Consider the following 17339-nt stretch of genomic DNA (forward strand, 5'->3'; position numbering starts at 1 on the left):
CTCCGAACGACGGGGGGCGCGAGATGAACACACTGCACGGCACCACCAACAGCGCAGTTGTCACGCGTCTCCACGACGTGCGGAGCACCGAGAAGTCCGGCGGTGTCGCGAACGGACGGGGGTGCGTTCGTACCGTCGGGCGTCAGCGCAAGGCGCCTTACATGGTCGCCGTCGCTGACGGGGGAGCGGTGTACGGGGAGGCCACGGGGGAGCGTTCCTGTTCGGAGGCCGAGTTCACGGCCTACGTCCAGGAGCGCCGGGCCTCCCTGTACGCCACCGCCTACCACCTGACCGGTGACCGTTTCGAGGCCGAGGACCTGCTCCAGAGCGCGCTGTTCTCCACCTACCGCGCCTGGGAGCGGATCAGCGACAAGGCCGCCGTCGGCGGTTACCTGCGTCGCACCATGACCAATCTGCACATCAGCGCCTGGCGCCGGCGCAAGGTCAACGAGTACCCGACCGAGGAGCTGCCGGAGACGGTCGGCGAGACGGACGCGATGCGCGGCACCGAGCTGCGCGCGGTGCTGTGGCAGGCCCTGGCCCGGCTGCCCGAGCTCCAGCGGACCATGCTGGTGCTGCGCTACTACGAGGGCCGGACCGATCCGGAGATCGCGGAGATCCTGGACATCAGTGTCGGCACGGTGAAGTCGAGCATCTGGCGGTCGCTGCGGCGACTGCGCGAGGACGAGGTGCTGAGCTTCGGCCGTGACGAGGAGGAGTCCTTCGGCGAGCTCGTCGCCTGAGGATCGGGGGAACACGGGGGAACAACGGGGGAGGGCTCCAGGGGGGATCTGGGGCCCACGGGGGAAAAAGCGAAGCGGGTCGTACGAGTCCGGGGGGTCTCGTAGGGCCCGCTTCGCGCGCGTGCGGGGTGTCTCAGCGGCCCGCGGGGGTCCGGTGACGGCCCGCCGCGGCGGCGGCGAGGCGGCCCAGGGCCTCCGGCTTGGCGCACGGGTGGGCGCCCAGGGCGGTCTGGCGGGTGACGATGGCCCGCTCGGCGCGCATCAGGCGCCAGCCGCGGCGCAGCAGCATCGGGACCGACTTGCGGCCCTCCCGCAGGTCGCGCAGGAGCCGGCGGCGGAAGGTGGTGGACGGGCGGCCGCGCAGGCAGAGCGCGTCGGCCAGCACGTCGAGCTCCCGGCAGCGGGTCACGATCTCGGCGGCGAAGATGCCCTCGGCGATGAAGAGCGGGGTCCGCTCGATGTCGAGGCGGTCGCTGCCGGTGCGGGAGCTGGTGGCGATGTCGTACACGGGGACGTCGGTGCGGCCGGTGCGGCACAGCTCGACGATCGCGGCGACGGCGGCGTCCGCGTCCCAGGAACGTGGGGAGTCCCAGTCGATGTCGCTGCTGCCGTCGACGAGCGGGAGCGACGGGTCGCCGCTCTCCTTGTAGAAGTCGTCGAGGCGCAGGACCGGGAGGCCGGTGACGGCGGCGAGGGACGACTTGCCGGAGCCTGAGGGGCCCGCGAGCAGGACGACCCGGGTCGGGATCGGTTGGGAACTCACGGAACACCAGTGTGAGGCATTACCCCGTCCAGGGGACCACCGAGGAGGGCTGTTGGTATCGAGCATCACACCTCCACTACTGTCGGTGGCCGTCCGCTCACCCCTCGGAAGGACCCTCATGGCGCGTCACGCAGAGCCGAAGACCCCCCGCCGCGGCCTCCTGTTCAAGGCCGGTCTCGGTGTCACCGCGGCCGGTGCCGCCGTGCTGGGGGCGTCGGCGGCGGCCCAGGCCGCCCCGGGTGCCGCCGTGCCGCTGCCGGTGGACTCGCTGACCCGCACGGACGCCGGCGCGGCCGGTGCGGGCGCCCTGACCGGCGTCACGCACGGGCTCGGCCCGCTGACCCGGCTCCAGTTGGACCCGCTGGCCAAGACCGGCGTCGACCCGCTCGCCAACGGCATCGGCACCCAGGTCGCCGACTTCAAGCCGGTCGGCACCGACCTCGTCACCGGCCACCTCACCGAGGGCGGGGCGGTGGCCGACCTGCCGGTCGCCGGACCGCTGACGCAGAAGCTGCTGCCGTAGGCGGGCGGATTCAGTCCCTCGCCCGGCGCAGCCAGCCGCGTGCCCCGCGGGGCACGGGCTGCTTCGTCGGGCTGTCCGCGTTCCGGCCGCTGCTGTGGGGCCGCACGTCCTTCAGGCGGGCGGTCCAGGGGGCGTCCGCCGCGATCAGACAGACCAGGAGCGGACCTTCGGGCAGCGGCAGGGTCTCCTTGCGCGCCCCGATCTCGTTGACGGCGGCCCGTCCGCGTTCCGGAAGCGTGGTGGGGTCCGTGTGCCCGGCCAGCCGGTAGAGGTGGACGATGAAGTTGCTGCTGCCCTTGTAGTGGAAGGTGGCGTCCGCCGTCCCCCCGGTGTGGAGCAGGACCTCGGGGCCCCAGCTCTCCAGCCGGTTCTCCGTCAGGCGCCGGGCCTCCGCCAGCGGCAGGATCCGCACCTGCCAGGGGCCGTTCGCCTCCAGCCGCAGGCGCAGCCGCCCGTGCTCGGGGACGAAGGCGATCACCCGGCCCCGGAAGTCCTTCTCCGTGCTGTTGACGAGGTAACGCCCCTTGACGTTGGAGTCGTCGAGCGGCCACAGCCCCGTGTAGTGCTCGCCCTCCACGACCAGCTCGACCATGACGGGGCCGGGCGGGAGGTCCTTCATGGTGATCACGTCGTTGTCCCGGCCGGTGGCGGTGCGCGGCTTGAAGACGGGCCCGCACGCCCAGACCGACGGGTCGGGCTCCGGCACGGGCGGGGCGGTCGCCGCCGGGGGCGCGTCCGCCCGGGCCTGGGCATGGGCCTGCGCCAGGGCCCGGATCTGGTCCTGGGTCATGTTCAGGAGCTGGTCACGGGTGGGGCGCAGGAGCGGAGCCCCCGGCTGGGTCTCCGCCGGGGTCGGGGCCTCCGCCAGGTCCTGTGCCGGGGCCGGCGGGGTGGGGACCGGGATCCGTTCCGGGAGCTCCTGCGGCTCCCCGTCGGGGTCCACCCCGTGGTCCACCGCGAGGCCCGTCAGCCCGTCCACGTACCCCTGGCCGACCGCGCGGAACTTCCAGCCGCCCGAGCGGCGGTACAGCTCCGCGACGACCATCGCCGTCTCGGCGCCCGCGTCGGTGACCTCGTACGCCACGACCGTCGCGCCGTCCGGCCCGAACACCTCCGCCGACAGGCCGCGCGCGTCCCGCAGCGCGCCCTCCTCCGTCGACACGACGACGAGGACGCGGTCGACGCCCTCCTCGACGCCCGCGAGGTCGGCGTCCAGCCACACCGTGCCGTCCTCGCCCTCCGCGAGCCGTACCGCGCCCGACGCGTGCGCCGGAGCGCCGTCGAACACGATGTCGGCGTCCCCCCGGACCCTGCCCCGCTCCGTCACGAGCAGCGCCGCGACGTCCACCCCGCTCCGGACGGCGACGCGCAGCGCGGCCGTCGGGACGAAGGCGTTGTCCCCCTTGATCAATCCCCTCATCATGTCCGGATCTTGCGATCGATCGCGGTCATGCGCAAGGCCCCCGGGTGCGGAATCCGGGGGCCTTGCGGAGGGTGGGGCTAGTACGAGGAGCCGGAGGCGCCCAGCGAGCCCGTGGGGTGCCAGACGGTCTTCGTCTCCAGGAAGGCGGTCATGCGGTCCGTGCCGGGGGACTCGGCGAAGTCCTCGGTGCGGGGGCGCAGGACGCGCTTGAGGTTCTCCGCGGCCGCGATCTCCAGCTCGCGGGCCAGGTCGGCGTCCGCGCCCGTCAGGTCGATCGCGTTGACGTCCAGGTGGGCCGCGAGGTGCGGGCCCATCTCGGCGGCCTTGCCGGAGAGGATGTTGACCACGCCGCCGGGGAGGTCGGAGGTGGCCAGCACCTCGCCCAGGGAGAGCGCGGGGAGCGGGGCCTTCTCGGAGGCGATGACGACGGCCGTGTTGCCCGTCGCGATGACCGGGGCGATCACCGAGACCAGGCCCAGGAAGGACGACTCCTGGGGGGCGAGGACGGTGACGACGCCGGTCGGCTCCGGGGTGGAGAGGTTGAAGAAGGGGCCGGCGACCGGGTTGGCACCGCCGGTGACCTGGGCGATCTTGTCGGTCCAGCCCGCGTACCAGACCCAGCGGTCGATCGCGGCGTCCACCTGGGCCGCCGCCTTCGACTTCGACAGACCCTCGGCGTCCGCGACCTCGCGGACGAACTGGTCCCGGCGGCCCTCCAGCATCTCGGCGACGCGGTAGAGGATCTGGCCGCGCAGGTACGCGGTCGCGCCGGCCCAGCCGCCCTGCGCCTTGCGGGCGGCGACGACCGCGTCACGGGCGTCCTTGCGGGAGGACAGCGGCGCGTTCGCCAGCCAGTTGCCCTTGGAGTCGCTCACCTCGTACACCCGGCCGCTCTCGGAGCGGGGGAACTTGCCCCCGACGTACAGCTTGTAGGTCTTGAAGACGGAGAGTCGGGTCGTGTCAGACATCGAGGTACGCCTCCAGGCCGTGGCGGCCGCCCTCGCGGCCGAAGCCCGACTCCTTGTAGCCGCCGAAGGGCGAGGTCGGGTCGAACTTGTTGAACGTGTTGGCCCAGACGACACCGGCGCGGAGCTTGTTGGCGACCGCGAGGATGCGGGAGCCCTTCTCCGTCCAGATGCCGGCGGAGAGGCCGTACTGGCTGTTGTTGGCCTTGGCGACGGCCTCGTCCGGGGTGCGGAAGGTCAGCACCGACAGGACCGGGCCGAAGACCTCGTCCCGGGCGATGGTGTGCGCCTGGGTGACGTTCGTGAAGAGCGTCGGGGCGAACCAGTAGCCCGCCTCCGGGAGGTCGCAGGCGGCGGTCCAGCGCTCGGCGCCCTCCGCCTCGCCCCGCTCGACCAGCGAGGTGATCCGGGAGAGCTGCTCCTCGGAGTTGATGGCGCCGATGTCGGTGTTCTTGTCGAGCGGGTCGCCGAGGCGGAGCGTCGACAGGCGGCGCTTGAGGCTGTCCAGCAGCTCGTCCTGGATCGACTCCTGGACCAGCAGGCGGGAGCCGGCGCAGCAGACCTGGCCCTGGTTGAAGAAGATGCCGTTGACGATGCCCTCGACGGCCTGGTCGATCGGGGCGTCGTCGAAGACGATGTTGGCGCCCTTGCCGCCCAGCTCCAGGGTGACCTTCTTGTCGGTGCCGGCGACCGTGCGGGCGATCTGCTTGCCGACGGCGGTCGAGCCGGTGAAGGCGACCTTGTTCACGTCCGGGTGCGCGACCAGGGCGGCGCCGGTGTCCCCGTACCCGGGGAGGATGTTGACGACGCCCTTGGGCAGGCCCGCCTGGCGGCAGATGTCCGCGAAGAAGAGGGCGGAGAGCGGGGTGGTCTCGGCCGGCTTCAGGACGACCGTGTTGCCGGTCGCGAGGGCCGGGGCGATCTTCCAGGCCAGCATCAGCAGCGGGAAGTTCCAGGGGATGACCTGGCCGGCGACGCCGAGCGGGCGCGGGTCCGCGCCGTAGCCGGCGTGGTCGAGCTTGTCGGCCCAGCCCGCGTAGTAGAAGAAGTGGGCGGCGACCAGGGGGAGGTCCGCGTCGCGGGTCTCCTTGATCGGCTTGCCGTTGTCCAGGGTCTCCAGGACGGCCAGCTCGCGGCTGCGCTCCTGGATGATCCGGGCGATCCTGAAGAGGTACTTGGCGCGCTCGGAGCCGGGCAGCGCGGACCACTTCTCGAAGGCCCTGCGGGCCGCCTTCACCGCGCGGTCCACGTCCGCCTCGCCCGCCTGGGCGATCTCGGAGAGGACCTCCTCGGTGGAGGGGGAGACGGTCTTGAAGACCTTTCCGTCGGCCGCGTCGGTGAACTCGCCGTCGATGAACAGGCCGTAGTTCGGGGCGATGTCGACGACCGCGCGCGACTCGGGCGCGGGGGCGTACTCGAAGGGGGAGGTCATGTCGATCAGTCCACCGTCACGTAATCGGGGCCGGAGTAGTGGCCGGTCGCCATCTTCTGGCGCTGCATCAGCAGGTCGTTGAGCAGGCTGGAGGCGCCGAAGCGGAACCAGTGGTTGTCCAGCCAGTCCGCGCCCGCCGTCTCGTTGACCAGCACCAGGAACTTGATGGCTTCCTTGGTGTTGCGGATGCCGCCGGCCGGCTTCACGCCGATCTGCACGCCGGTCTGGGCGCGGAAGTCGCGCACCGCCTCCAGCATGAGCAGGGTGTTCGCCGGGGTGGCGTTGACCGCGACCTTGCCGGTCGAGGTCTTGATGAAGTCGGCGCCGGCCATCATGCCGAGCCAGGAGGCGCGGCGGATGTTGTCGTACGTGGACAGCTCGCCGGTCTCGAAGATCACCTTGAGGCGGGCGCGGTCGCCGCACTCGGCCCTGATGGCGGCGATCTGGTCGTACACCTCCAGGTAGCGGCCGGCGAGGAAGGCGCCACGGTCGATGACCATGTCGATCTCGTCCGCGCCGGCGGCGATCGCGTCGGCGGTGTCGGCCAGCTTCACGGGGAGGGCGGCGCGGCCCGCGGGGAAGGCGGTGGCGACCGAGGCGACCTTGACGTCCGAGCCCGCGAGGGCGGCCTTGGCGGTGGCCACCATGTCGGGGTAGACGCAGACGGCGGCGGTCGTCGGGGCCGTGCGGTCGGTCGGGTCGGGGTGGACGGCCTTGGCGGCGAGGGCCCGGACCTTGCCCGGGGTGTCCGCGCCTTCGAGCGTGGTCAGGTCGATCATGGAGATGGCCAGGTCGATGGCGTACGCCTTGGACGTGGTCTTGATCGAGCGGGTGCCGAGGGACGCGGCGCGCGCCTCCAGGCCCACGGCGTCGACGCCGGGCAGCCCGTGGAGGAAGCGGCGCAGCGTGCTCTCGGACGCGGTCACGTCGGCGAAGGCCGCTGCTGCGGATGCGGTGGTGGGCATGGTCACCAGTCGAGCATATCTACGCGCGTAGCGACCTGTACAGGGGAGGGCGTCCGAGGAGGCCCGAGGTCAGGGGCGCGCGGCGGCGTGGTGCCGGGCGGGACAAGGGGGCGCGGGAGGTGTGCGGGGGCGCGGTGACGGCTGTCACACGCCTGTGACGTGGAGCGGACTGCTCCCCCATACAAGATCTTTAGATTCTTTATCAGCAGCCAGCGAGAACTCACCGGCCCTCCCCGATCGAGACATCAGCCAGGCATGCGGCTCTGCTCCGTCCACCACCGAATCTTCTCGGGAGTCGTTATGCGCACCGCCCTTCGCACCGCCCTCGCCACCGCGCTCGTCGCCGGCGTCGCCGCCGCCCCGGTCCTCGCGGCCGGCAGCGCCTTCGCCGCGACCCCGGCGCCGACCGCGACCGCGACCGCCACCGTGCCCGCGAAGACCGCCGCGAAGCCGGCCGCTGCCGCTGCCACCACCGCCCCCGCCACCCAGGCTCCCGCCACCACCGCCCCGGCCGCCGACGCGGCCGACACCGCCCCCGACGCCGACGTCCTGGTCCGCACCGTCGCGCTCGACGGCGGCCTCACGGCGAAGGTCTACAACCGCGGCACCCAGCACCGTTACTTCACCGCCACCGTCCTGCGCGGCACCTCGGTGCTCGGCGAGCTGAAGGCCGGCGGCGGCTACGGCGGCGAGGAGACCAAGGTCTTCGCCGGGTACGCGGTGACCCTGGACGCCGAGGGCGAGGTGACCGCCGTCGAGGCCGGCCCCGAGCACGCCACGCTGGTCCGCACCGACACGCTGCTCAGCGGCACCGTCGCCAAGATCTACAAGCTCCGGGAGGAGAACTGGTTCGCCGAGCTCTTCCGCGGCGGGGACAAGGTCGGCGAGCTCCACGCGGTCACCCGCTCCGTCGCGGGCCAGGACAACGGCGAGTACCTCGTCCTCAACCCGGACGGCAGCATCCACAACTGGATCGGCAACTCCACCGCCGCGAAGCCCGGCCACTACCGCCTGGCGGACGGCACGATCGTGGAGGTCGGCCAGAAGGACGGCCACTACGGCCTCCAGACCGTCGACCCCGCCACCGGCAAGGGCAGCGGCTTCTTCTACCTCGTCGCGGGCGACCGCAAGGTCTACTTCCTCGGCAAGGCCGTCGTCGTCCTGGAGTCGCCCGGCTCCTTCGCCGCCTTCGTCCCGGGCCAGAAGGAGCAGTCCGCGCCGCAGCCGTACGACCTCGCCGGGGGCAAGGCCGCCGACTGCGTCAGCGACATCACGTACGCGATCGGCGCGGGCACCCAGGCCCAGCTGACCATGACCACCAAGGGCCCGAAGGCGAAGCTCGTCACCGCCGGGGACGAGAAGGTCATCGGCGTCCTCGACCGCGAGCACCCCTCGCTGCCCGCGAGCGCCGGCATCGTCGCCCGGATCGACGGCGCCTTCACCGCCACCCCGTCGCTGTACACCAAGGTCGAGGGCGGCACCGCCAAGGGCGTCAGCCACCCCTTCCCCGCGCTCCCGAAGGGCTGCGTCCTGGAGACGGCCCCGGCCGGCCAGACCCAGAGCGGCGGCACGGGCACCGGCACCCAGACGCAGGGCGGCCAGACCTCCGTCGTCCCGCGCGGCGGCGTCGCGGCCGGTGCCGAGCCGACCGCCCAGGAGGGCTCCGCCACGCTCCTCGCCGTCGGCGCCGGTGCCGCCTCGCTGGCCGCCGCCGGGCTCGGCTTCACCGTGCTGCGCCGCCGTGCCGTCGCGGCCCGGGGCTGAGCCGTACACCCCGCGCGTACGACCCGCACGCCCCGCTCCTCGCCCCTGACCCGAGCCCGGAGCACCGAACCATCCAGGCCGGCCGTCGACACCCCACGACGGCCGGCCGCACCCGTCCACCCCGGAGCCGTCCCATGCGCCGCCGTACCCTCACCGCCGCCGTCCTCCTCGTGGCCGCCCTCACCGGCTGCTCGGCCCAGGGCGGGACCACCGCCGACACCCCGCCCGCCCGGATCGCGGAGTCCGCCGCCCCGGCGCCCACCGGCACCGCCTCCGCCGCGCCCGTGAAGCCGCTCGCCCGCTCGCTGCCGGTGCGGGTCCAGCTGCCCGCCGCCGCCGTGGACGCCCGGGGCGTCCTGGACCTCGGGCTGAACGCCGACGGCACGGTCGAGGTGCCCTCGGTCGCCCAGGCCGACCGGATCGGCTGGTACGGCAAGGGCGTCACGCCCGGCGAGACCGGACCCGCCGTCCTCATCGGGCACTTCGACACCGCGCGGGGCCCCGCCGTGCTGAAGGACGTCTCGAAGGTCCGGGTCGGCGACGAGATCACCGTGACCCGCGCGGACGGCACCGCCGCGGTCTTCCGCGTCCGCGAGCTCCAGCAGGTCGACAAGGACGCCTTCCCGACCGAGAAGGTCTACGGCGACACCCGCCGCCCCGAACTCCGCGTGATCACCTGCGGCGGCGAACTCGTCGACGGCCACCGGCCCGACAACATCATCCTGTACGCCGACCTGGTCACCGCCCGTCCGGCCTGAGGGCCGGGGGAGGGGGAGGGGTCCGGGGCGGGGGCGGGGGGAGGCGGAACCCCGGCCGTACGCGGGACCGGCTCTCCGGCCTCGGCCCGCACGCGGGCCCGCCTCGGCCGCACCGACGCCCGCCCCGACCGTGCCGATGCCTCGCCCCGGCCGTGCCGACGCCTCGCTCAGACCGTGCCGATGCCCGGCCCCGGCCGCACCGATGCCCGGCCCCGGCCGCACCGACGGCCCGCCTCGGCCGCACCGACGCCCCGCCCCGACCGTGCCGATGCCCGGCCCCGGCCGCACCGCGGGCCCGCCTCGGCCGCACCGACGCCCGCCCCGGACCGTGCCGATGCCCGGCCCCGGCCGCACCGACGCCTCGCCCCGGCCGCACCGACGCCCCGCCTCGGCCGCACCGACGCCCCGCCCCGGCCGCACCGGCGTCCCGCCCCGGTCGTGCCCCCGGCCCGGCCCCGTGCCGAGCGGGGCGCCCGAGCCGCGTGGGGGCTCCTGAGGCAGAATCGGCGGCATGACGAGCCCCGCGCCCTCCGAGCCGAATCCCGAGCCGACCTTCGCCGACCGCGTCTACCGCTCCACCTCCGGCATCGTGGGAGGCGCCTTCCTGCTCGCCCTGACGCTGTTGCTCGCCGGGGACGCGATGCTGCGCGGCGAGGGGCGGACGCCCTGGCTGGCGCTGGCCGGACTGCTGCTCGTCGTGCCGCTCGTCCTCGCCTTCACCATCCGGCCCGCCGTGTACGCGAACGAGGACCGGCTCCGGATCCGCAACCCCTTCCGCTCGATCCTGTTGCCCTGGGCCGCCGTCGCCGACGTCCGGGCCGGCTACTCCAGCGAGGTCTTCACGCAGGAGGGCGCCAAGTACCAGCTGTGGGCCGTGCCCGTCTCGCTGCGGCAGCGGAAGCGGGCCGCCCGCCGCGCCGCCCGCGCCTCCCAGGACGACCCCCACGGCCGCACCTCCGTCACCGCCGACGTCCGGGACTCCGCCTCGCGCGTCGCCCCCAGCGACCAGAACGTCGCCGACCTGCGCGAGATGGCCGAGCGCTACCAGGGCCGGCCCGAGGCGCAGGGCGCGCCGCAGATCCGCTGGGCGTACGAGATCATCGCCCCCGCCGCCGTCGGCCTGGTCCTCTTCGTGGTGCTCGCCGCGACCGGCTGAGACCGGCCCCGTACCCTCCTCCACCCCGCCGGTGTCCAAGGGGCAACGGCGGGGTGAAGCATGCCTCCCGCGGCTGGTTTGGTGCCCGACGATCCCGGCGGCGTCAATAGATTGCCCGTGCCGAGACTGTGGGGGTGGGGGCAATGACCAAGGGCACCGGTGTGTCCGGGACACGCTGTCTGGTCGACATCAGATCCGACGGCCGGTACGGCTGGCGGCTGGTCGCGCAGAACGGGCGGGTGGTGGCACGGTCCGGGCAGTGCTTCGCCGACCACGCCGCCTGCCGGGCCGCCTTCGCGGCGCTCTGCGCGGAGCACGCGACCCTGGGGGGCGGGGTGCAGCACACCGCGGGCGGCAACGGCTGGGTCTGGCTGCTGCGCGACGCCGACGGGCGGGCCGCGGCGCTCTCCGGGAGGGCGTACGAGCGCCACTCCACCTGCCGCTCCGCCTACGACCGGTTCCGCGCCCTGCTGGCCGCCGAGGCCGCCCGGTGGAGCTCGACCGGCTTATGGTGAACGGAAGTTGCCCGGCGGGCTCCCCTCGTTCACGTCGCGTGGCGCACCCGTCCACCGGGCGGGACTTACGTCCTTCCCGTGACGACCGAGACGACCGACACGACCGCGCCGCCCGGCGCTCCTGACCCGCGGCCCGACGGCCCGCCCGACACGCCGAGACGGCTGTACGCCGACCCCGGCCCCGCCGACCGGGTCTTCCGCGGCGTCGCCCGCACCGGCGGCGGCCTCGTCCTCGCCGTGATGCTGCTCGTCGGCGGCTTCCTGCTGCACCGCGCGTGGCAGGCCCTCGACCGGGCCGGCGGCTCCTTCCTCACCACCGAGAACTGGGAGCCGGACGCCGGACGGTTCGGCATCGCCGCGGTCCTCACCGGCACCGTCCTCATCGCCCTCGTCGCGATCGTCGTCGCCGTGCCGCTCGCCACCGGCGCCGCGCTCTACATCTCCGAGTACGCCCCGCCCCGGCTGCGCCGCACCCTGATCTCCACCGTCGACCTGATGGCCGCCGTGCCCTCGGTCGTCTACGGCCTGTGGGGGGTGTTCTGGCTGGAGGAATCGATCCTGCCGATCGCCCGCTGGATCTCCGCGTACCTCGGCTGGATCCCGTTCCTGCGCGTCGAGGGGGCCGACCCCGACGACCCGCTCGCCCCGCCCACCGTCTACACCTCCTCCACCTTCGTCGCCGGGCTCGTCGTCGCCATGATGGTGGCGCCGATCATCTGCTCGATCATGCGCGAGGTCTTCTCCCAGGCCCCGGCCGGCGAGCGGGAGGGCGCCTACGCGCTCGGCGCCACCCGCTGGGGCATGATCCGCTCCGTCGTCCTGCCCTTCGGCAAGGGCGGCATGATCGGCGGCACCATGCTCGGCCTCGGCCGCGCCCTCGGCGAGACCATCGCCGTCTACATGGTCATCTCGCAGGTCTTCACCATCCAGTGGCACGTGCTCCAGACCGGCACCAGCTCGGTCTCCTCGCTCATCGCCCTGCGCTACGGCGAGGCCACCGCCTTCGGCATGTCCGCCCTGATGGCGGCCGGCTTCGCGCTCTTCGTCATGACCCTGATCGTCAACTTCGCCGCCTCGTCCATCGTCGCCCGCAGCCGCTCCGGCGCGTCCAGCGACGCGTAACAGGGGAAACCACATGACCATCGCCCCGGAGCGGCCGACCGCGCGGCCGGCCGCCGAGCAGGCCCCGCCGGCCGGCCCCGAACGGCGCCGCGCCACCGGTGGCGCGCGCGCCACCGACGTCTACGCCGTGCTCGGCGCCGCGGCCGCCGCGCTCGCCCTCACCTGGCTGCTCTTCGCCCGCCTGCTGCCCTTCAGCGGCACCGTCGGCTTCGTCCTCGTCGCGTACGCCCTCTTCCTCGGCCTCTACGCCCTGCTCGTCTCCTTCGACGAGGACGGGCCCGCCGTCCGCGACCGGGTTGCCGGCGTGGTCGTCCGCACCCTCGGGCTCGTCCTCCTCGCCGTCCTCGTCTTCGTCGTCGCCTTCACCCTCTGGGAAGGCCGCCGGGCCCTCGTCCACCTCAACTTCTTCACCGAGGACATGAGCCTCGCCGGGCCGCTCGAACCGCTCGACACCGGCGGCGTCCTGCACGCCGTCGTCGGCACCCTGGAACAGGTCGGCATCGCGCTCGTCCTCACCGTCCCCGCCGGCGTCGTCTGCGCCGTCTTCCTCAACGAGGTCCCCGGCGCCTTCGCCCGCCTGGTCCGCACGATCGTCGAGGCGATGACCGCGCTGCCGTCGATCGTCGCCGGACTCTTCGTCTACGCGACCGTGATCCTGGCCCTCGGCATGGAGCGCTCCGGCCTCGCCGCCGCCCTCGCCCTCTCCGTGATGATGCTGCCGATCATCATCCGCGCCTCCGACGTCGTCATCCGGCTCGTCCCCGGCACCCTGCGCGAAGCCTCGTACGCCATGGGCGCCTCGCGCTGGCGGACCGTCTGGCACGTCGTGCTGCCCACCGCCCGTTCCGGCCTCACCACGGCCGTCATCCTCGGCACCGCCCGCGGGGTGGGGGAGACCTCCCCGGTGCTGCTCACCGCAGGCTTCACCGCCGAGCTCAACGCGCTGCCGACCTCCGGCGCCCAGGTCTCCCTGCCGCTCGCCACCTTCGAGCTGGTCAAGTCGCCCGAACCGAACATGATCGCCCGCGGCTTCGGCACCGCCGCCGTGCTGATGCTCCTCGTCCTGCTGCTCTTCGTGCTCGCCCGGATCGCCGGCGGACGCGGGCCCGGTCAGCTGACGAGGCGCCAGGAGCGGCGCCGGACCGCCGCCTCCCGGGCGGACGCGGCCCGGTTCGCCCCCGCCCCCGCCCGTACCGCCCCGCCCGCACCTCCGAGGAGCACGCCGTGAGATCGCCCGTCCCGCTCACCCGCACCCTCCTGGGCCTGGGCACCGTGCTCTGCGCGCTGCTCGCCCTCCTGGCGGGCCCGCCCGCCGCCCAGGCCGCCGGCTACACCAAGATCACCGGCTCGGGCTCCACCTGGAGCTCCAACGCCGTCGAGCAGTGGCGCCGCAACATCGGGGCCAACATCGGACTGACCGTCAACTTCAACGCCAACGGCTCCTCGCAGGGCCGCGAGCAGTTCAAGAACGGCACCGTCGACTTCGCCGTCTCCGAGATCCCCTACGGCCTCACCGACGGCGGCGCCACCGACGTCCCGCCGGGACGCGGCTACGCCTACATGCCGATCGTGGCCGGCGGCACCGCCTTCATGTACAACCTCCGCATCGGCGGCCGCCAGGTCACCAACCTTCGCCTCTCCGGCCCCGTCCTGGCGAAGATCTTCACCGGGCGGCTGACCATGTGGAACGCGCCCGAGATCAAGGCCGACAACCCCGGCCTCACGCTCCCCGCCCGCCGGATCGTGCCCGTCGTCCGCTCCGACGGCTCGGGCACCACCGCCCAGTTCACCACCTGGCTCGCCAAGGAGCACGGCGGGGACTGGAACGACCACTGCCGCCGCGCAGGCCGCTCCACGCCCTGCGGCATGACCTCGTACTTCCCCGTCGTGCCCGGTACCACCACCGTCGCCAAGTCCGGCTCCCTCGGCGTCTCGGCGCACGTCCGCCAGCCGCAGGGCGAGGGCGCGATCACCTACGTCGAGTACTCGTACGCGGTCAACGCCCACTTCCCGGTCGTCAAGGTCCTCAACCGCTCCGGCTACTACGTCGAGCCCACCGCCCAGGCCGTCGCCGTCGCCCTCCTCCAGGCCCGGATCAACACCGACCGCTCCTCGCCCGACTACCTCACCCAGATCCTCGACGGCGTCTACCGCTCCGGCGACGACCGCTCCTATCCGCTGTCCAGTTACAGCTACATGGTCGTCCCCACCTCGCAGACCGCCCCGCACACCACCGAGAAGGGCCGCTCGCTCGGCACCTTCGCCCGCTACTTCCTCTGCGAGGGGCAGCAACAGGCCGAGGAGCTCGGCTACTCGCCGCTGCCGAAGAACCTCGTCCAGGCCGGTTTCGACCAGGTCCGCCGCATCCCCGGCGCCCCCACCGGCGCCGTGGACCTCTCCTCCTGCCGCAACCCCACCTTCTCCTCCGACGGCTCCAACACCCTGGCCAGGAACGCCCCGCGACCGAAGCCCTGCGACCAGCGGGGCGCCCGGCAGTGCGCCGACGGCACCGGCGGCGCCAAGGGCGTGGCGACCCCCGTCGCCAACAGCGGTGACACGGCGGGCGGTTCGGCCACCGGAGGCGCCTCGGGCGGATCCGGCGGCGCCGGCGGTGCCGGTACCGGCGGCGCTTCGGGCGCCGGCACGAACGGCGGCGGCGCAGGCTCCGGCACCGCCTCGGGCACGGGAACGGGATCGGGTACCGGCTCCGCCGGCGCGACCGGCACCGGAGCGACCGGGACCACCGGCACCGGCGGCTCCACGGCCGGCACGGCCACCGGCACCGGTGGTACGGCCTCCGGCACCTCCGGCGGGGCCGTCGACCCCGACACCGGCGACCTCGTCGCGGACGGCGGCGCCGGAGGCGCGGGCGGCGCGGGCGGCGCGGCGGGCGGCGGCGAGTTCGCCGGGAACCCCGTCGTCGGCACCCCCGTCACCCTCGCCGCCGACACCGGCGCCGGCCTGCGCGGCCTGCTGATGGTCCTCTCCGCCTTCCTGCTCCTCGCCACCGTCATCGCGCCGCCGCTGGTCGGCCGCTTCCTGGCGAACCGCGCCGAACGCCCGGGAGGCACCCGGTGAAGCACCCCCGCATGAAGCACCCCCGCGCCACCGGCCTCGGCGCCCTGCTCGCCGCCCTCGTGCTCGCCCTGCTCCCGCTGCCCCGGGACCCCGCCGCGGCCGCCGCGGAACCGGACGGCTCGGCCGTCACCCAGCGCGGCACCAAGGGCCCGTACGACGACTTCTCCGACCTGGAGGTGACCGTCCACCAGACGCGGAACCTGCGCGGACAGGGCCTGCGGGTCACCTGGAAGGGCGGCACGCCGACGCAGGGCACGGCCACCGACTACCTCCAGATCATGCAGTGCTGGGGCGACGACCCGGCCGGCCCGAAGCGCGAGCAGTGCCAGTACGGCGCCTCCCGCATCGGCCCCGGCAACGGCAACTACGGCTCGTTCATCGGCCAGCGGCTGATCCCCGTCGGATCCGACCCGCTGGAGACCGAGTACGACGAGCCGATCCCCTACCCGGGCCTGCCCGGACAGACGACCGACCCGTTCGTCCCCTTCACGCCCGTCTCGGGCGCCCCCACGGCCTCGCTCACCGACTGGACCTACTTCAACCCCAGCGACACCAACGAGGAGGCGTTCGCCCGCACCCAGGTCGACGGCACCGGCGAGACGGCCTTCAACCTCCAGTCCACCCGGGAGGCCCCGCACCTCGGCTGCGGCGATCCCGTCGGCACCGGGACCGCCGTCCGCGGCCGGGGCTGCTGGCTCGTCGTGGTGCCCCGCGGCTCCCACGAGCCGGACGGCTCGACCGGCAACAACCTCCGCCCGCACACCTCGCCGCTGTCCACGAGCAACTGGAACCGGCGGATGGTCTTCCCGCTCGACTTCCTCCCCGTCGGCGACGCCTGCCCCACCGACAAGGCCGAGCGCCGGATCACCGGCTCCGAACTGGTCACGGACGCCGTCACCTCCTGGCAGTCCGCCCTGTGCGCCGGCGGCGCCACCCGCTTCACCTTCACCCAGCGCGGCGAGGAGCAGGTCCGCTTCGGCCTGCTCAACCCCACCACCACCTCACCCGGCCTCGGCTTCACCGTCGCGCCCGTCGAGGGCGGCGAGAAGGCCGGCTTCGTGCACGCCCCCGTCGCCGTCAGCGCCCTCACCGTCGGCTTCTACTGGGAGGCCGAGAAGATCGGGCTCGTGAAGGACCTGCGGCTGAACCCGCGGCTCCTCGCGAAGCTGCTGACCGCCTCGTACCCGTACGACGTCCGCTTCGTCACCCGGGCGACGCCCGCCCCGGACCACCTCAAGGACAATCCGCTGTCCATCCTGCGGGACCCGGAATTCCTGGACCTCAATCCGCAATTCAGGACCTTCCTCCAGGCGCCCCAGAACTATCCCGGCGGAATCCTCCTCTCCGCCGAACGGTCGGACGTCACGCGCGTCGTCTGGAACTACGTCCGGGCCGATGCGGCGGCCCGCGATTTCCTGGGCGGAAAAGCAGATCCGTGGGGCATGAAGGTCAACCCCCACTTCAAGGAACTGGACCTCGCCCGGAACGGCTCCGACGAATTCCCGAAGGCCGACCCCACCCTCACCGAACTCTCCCCGGCCCCGGGACAGCCCGGCGTCTCCTACGGCCTCCTGGAACGCTCCCCCTACGGCACCGACCTCCACGACGTCGCGCGCTGGGTGCGCCGGGGCACCAACGGCGCCAAGGACCAGGTGGCCACCGACTCCTTCACCAACGAGCCCAAGCTCGTCTCCGGCCTGGTCCTGCCCGGCGCCCGCCGGGCCTACGGCATCACCGACACCGCCTCCGCCGCCCGCTACCAGCTCCAGACCGCCGCCCTGCCGAACGCCGACGGCACCTACGTCGCGCCCACCACCGGCGCCATGCTCCAGGCGGTCGGACAGTTCCGCGACACGGCCGTCCCCGGGGTCCTCGCCCCCGACCCGGCCCGCGCGCGCGAGGGCGCCTACCCGCTCACGGTCGTCACCTACGCCGCCGCCTCCGACCGGCTGCCCGCCGACGTCCGCAAGGACTACGCGCGGGTGATGCGGTACGCGGCGGGCCCCGGCCAGAAGCAGGGCGTCGCCCCCGGCGAACTGCCCCTCGGCTACGCCCCCCTGCCCGCCGGACTCGAGGCCCGCGAGCTGGCCGCCGCCGACCGGCTGGAGCGCGGCGCCCCGCCCGGGCCCGGC

15 protein-coding genes are annotated in these 17339 nt (G+C 73.8%); 10 read left to right on the plus strand and 5 right to left on the minus strand.

The features are described 5' to 3' along the window. The first annotated feature begins 23 nt into the window (after window positions 1-23). Window positions 24-743 carry a SigE family RNA polymerase sigma factor gene (locus IE321_RS27330; RefSeq protein WP_190224896.1) on the plus strand — a complete coding sequence of 240 codons (720 nt, stop codon included), beginning with the start codon at window positions 24-26 and terminating at the stop codon, window positions 741-743. Window positions 744-876: 133 nt separating this feature from the next. Here the strand turns inward: IE321_RS27330 and IE321_RS27335 are convergent, their stop codons facing one another. Next, window positions 877-1572, minus strand: coding sequence for an ATP-binding protein (locus IE321_RS27335; RefSeq protein ID WP_190224897.1), 696 nt, complete (start codon window positions 1570-1572; stop codon window positions 877-879). A 52-nt stretch (window positions 1573-1624) separates the two neighbouring features. Between IE321_RS27335 and IE321_RS27340 the strand changes: the two genes are divergently transcribed. Beyond that, the gene (locus IE321_RS27340) at window positions 1625-2029 is read left to right on the plus strand and encodes a hypothetical protein (RefSeq protein ID WP_043225850.1); all 405 of its coding nucleotides are present in this window, start codon (window positions 1625-1627) and stop codon (window positions 2027-2029) included. 10 nt (window positions 2030-2039) lie between these two features. On the opposite strand, the gene IE321_RS27345 is transcribed toward IE321_RS27340, so the two are convergent. From IE321_RS27345 to deoC, 4 genes are all read right to left on the minus strand, one after another. Next, window positions 2040-3452: a TerD family protein gene (locus tag IE321_RS27345; protein ID WP_190224898.1), complete on the minus strand. Its 1413-nt coding sequence runs from the start codon at window positions 3450-3452 to the stop codon at window positions 2040-2042. Between the two features lie 77 nt (window positions 3453-3529). After that, window positions 3530-4420 (minus strand): aldehyde dehydrogenase family protein, encoded by an 891-nt coding sequence (locus IE321_RS27350; RefSeq protein ID WP_043225849.1) that lies wholly within the window; start codon window positions 4418-4420, stop codon window positions 3530-3532. Then, window positions 4413-5849 (minus strand): aldehyde dehydrogenase family protein, encoded by a 1437-nt coding sequence (locus tag IE321_RS27355; RefSeq protein WP_043225848.1) that lies wholly within the window; start codon window positions 5847-5849, stop codon window positions 4413-4415. Before IE321_RS27355 ends, IE321_RS27350 begins: the two co-directional genes overlap by 8 nt. 5 nt (window positions 5850-5854) lie before the next feature. Next, the gene (gene deoC, locus IE321_RS27360; protein WP_190224899.1) at window positions 5855-6820 is read right to left on the minus strand and encodes a deoxyribose-phosphate aldolase; all 966 of its coding nucleotides are present in this window, start codon (window positions 6818-6820) and stop codon (window positions 5855-5857) included. Between the two features lie 294 nt (window positions 6821-7114). On the opposite strand from deoC, the gene IE321_RS27365 reads away from it, so the two are divergent. The 8 genes from IE321_RS27365 to IE321_RS27400 all read left to right on the plus strand — a co-directional run. Further along, on the plus strand, window positions 7115-8578 hold the full coding sequence (locus IE321_RS27365; RefSeq protein ID WP_190224900.1) for a hypothetical protein: 1464 nt from the start codon (window positions 7115-7117) through the stop codon (window positions 8576-8578). Window positions 8579-8712: 134 nt separating this feature from the next. After that, window positions 8713-9336, plus strand: coding sequence for a class F sortase (locus IE321_RS27370; RefSeq protein WP_190224901.1), 624 nt, complete (start codon window positions 8713-8715; stop codon window positions 9334-9336). A gap of 511 nt (window positions 9337-9847) precedes the next feature. After that, complete coding sequence (locus tag IE321_RS27375; RefSeq protein ID WP_043225843.1) at window positions 9848-10492, plus strand: PH domain-containing protein; 645 nt, start codon at window positions 9848-9850, stop codon at window positions 10490-10492. Window positions 10493-10635: 143 nt separating this feature from the next. Next, window positions 10636-11007 carry a DUF1508 domain-containing protein gene (locus IE321_RS27380; RefSeq protein ID WP_043225842.1) on the plus strand — a complete coding sequence of 124 codons (372 nt, stop codon included), beginning with the start codon at window positions 10636-10638 and terminating at the stop codon, window positions 11005-11007. A gap of 78 nt (window positions 11008-11085) precedes the next feature. Further along, a complete protein-coding gene (gene pstC / locus IE321_RS27385; RefSeq protein ID WP_079022147.1) occupies window positions 11086-12129 on the plus strand; it encodes a phosphate ABC transporter permease subunit PstC in 1044 nt (347 codons plus the stop codon). 13 nt (window positions 12130-12142) lie between these two features. Then, window positions 12143-13357: a phosphate ABC transporter permease PstA gene (gene pstA / locus IE321_RS27390; RefSeq protein ID WP_190224902.1), complete on the plus strand. Its 1215-nt coding sequence runs from the start codon at window positions 12143-12145 to the stop codon at window positions 13355-13357. Then, window positions 13354-15207 (plus strand): phosphate ABC transporter substrate-binding protein PstS, encoded by a 1854-nt coding sequence (gene pstS, locus IE321_RS27395; RefSeq protein ID WP_226651313.1) that lies wholly within the window; start codon window positions 13354-13356, stop codon window positions 15205-15207. The genes pstA and pstS overlap by 4 nt, the downstream gene beginning before the upstream one ends. Before the next feature lie 11 nt (window positions 15208-15218). After that, a partial coding sequence (locus IE321_RS27400; RefSeq protein WP_190224903.1) for a hypothetical protein occupies window positions 15219-17339 on the plus strand: 2121 nt, incomplete at its 3' end.

Origin of the sequence: Streptomyces hydrogenans (assembly GCF_014656075.1) — a bacterium.
GTDB classification, from domain to species: Bacteria; Actinomycetota; Actinomycetes; order Streptomycetales; family Streptomycetaceae; genus Streptomyces; species Streptomyces hydrogenans.

Excerpts from the sequence above, each read along its gene's own strand:
- IE321_RS27380 (WP_043225842.1), top strand. The coding sequence starts at position 10,636 with ATGACCAAGGGCACCGGTGTGTCCGGGACACGCTGTCTGGTCGACATC.
- IE321_RS27375 (WP_043225843.1), top strand. The coding sequence starts at position 9,848 with ATGACGAGCCCCGCGCCCTCCGAGCCGAATCCCGAGCCGACCTTCGCC.
- IE321_RS27330 (WP_190224896.1), top strand. The coding sequence starts at position 24 with ATGAACACACTGCACGGCACCACCAACAGCGCAGTTGTCACGCGTCTC.
- IE321_RS27355 (WP_043225848.1), bottom strand. The coding sequence starts at position 5,849 with ATGACCTCCCCCTTCGAGTACGCCCCCGCGCCCGAGTCGCGCGCGGTC.
- IE321_RS27345 (WP_190224898.1), bottom strand. The coding sequence starts at position 3,452 with ATGATGAGGGGATTGATCAAGGGGGACAACGCCTTCGTCCCGACGGCC.
- IE321_RS27370 (WP_190224901.1), top strand. The coding sequence starts at position 8,713 with ATGCGCCGCCGTACCCTCACCGCCGCCGTCCTCCTCGTGGCCGCCCTC.
- IE321_RS27335 (WP_190224897.1), bottom strand. The coding sequence starts at position 1,572 with ATGCTCGATACCAACAGCCCTCCTCGGTGGTCCCCTGGACGGGGTAAT.
- IE321_RS27340 (WP_043225850.1), top strand. The coding sequence starts at position 1,625 with ATGGCGCGTCACGCAGAGCCGAAGACCCCCCGCCGCGGCCTCCTGTTC.
- pstA (WP_190224902.1), top strand. The coding sequence starts at position 12,143 with ATGACCATCGCCCCGGAGCGGCCGACCGCGCGGCCGGCCGCCGAGCAG.
- IE321_RS27350 (WP_043225849.1), bottom strand. The coding sequence starts at position 4,420 with ATGTCTGACACGACCCGACTCTCCGTCTTCAAGACCTACAAGCTGTAC.
- IE321_RS27365 (WP_190224900.1), top strand. The coding sequence starts at position 7,115 with ATGCGCACCGCCCTTCGCACCGCCCTCGCCACCGCGCTCGTCGCCGGC.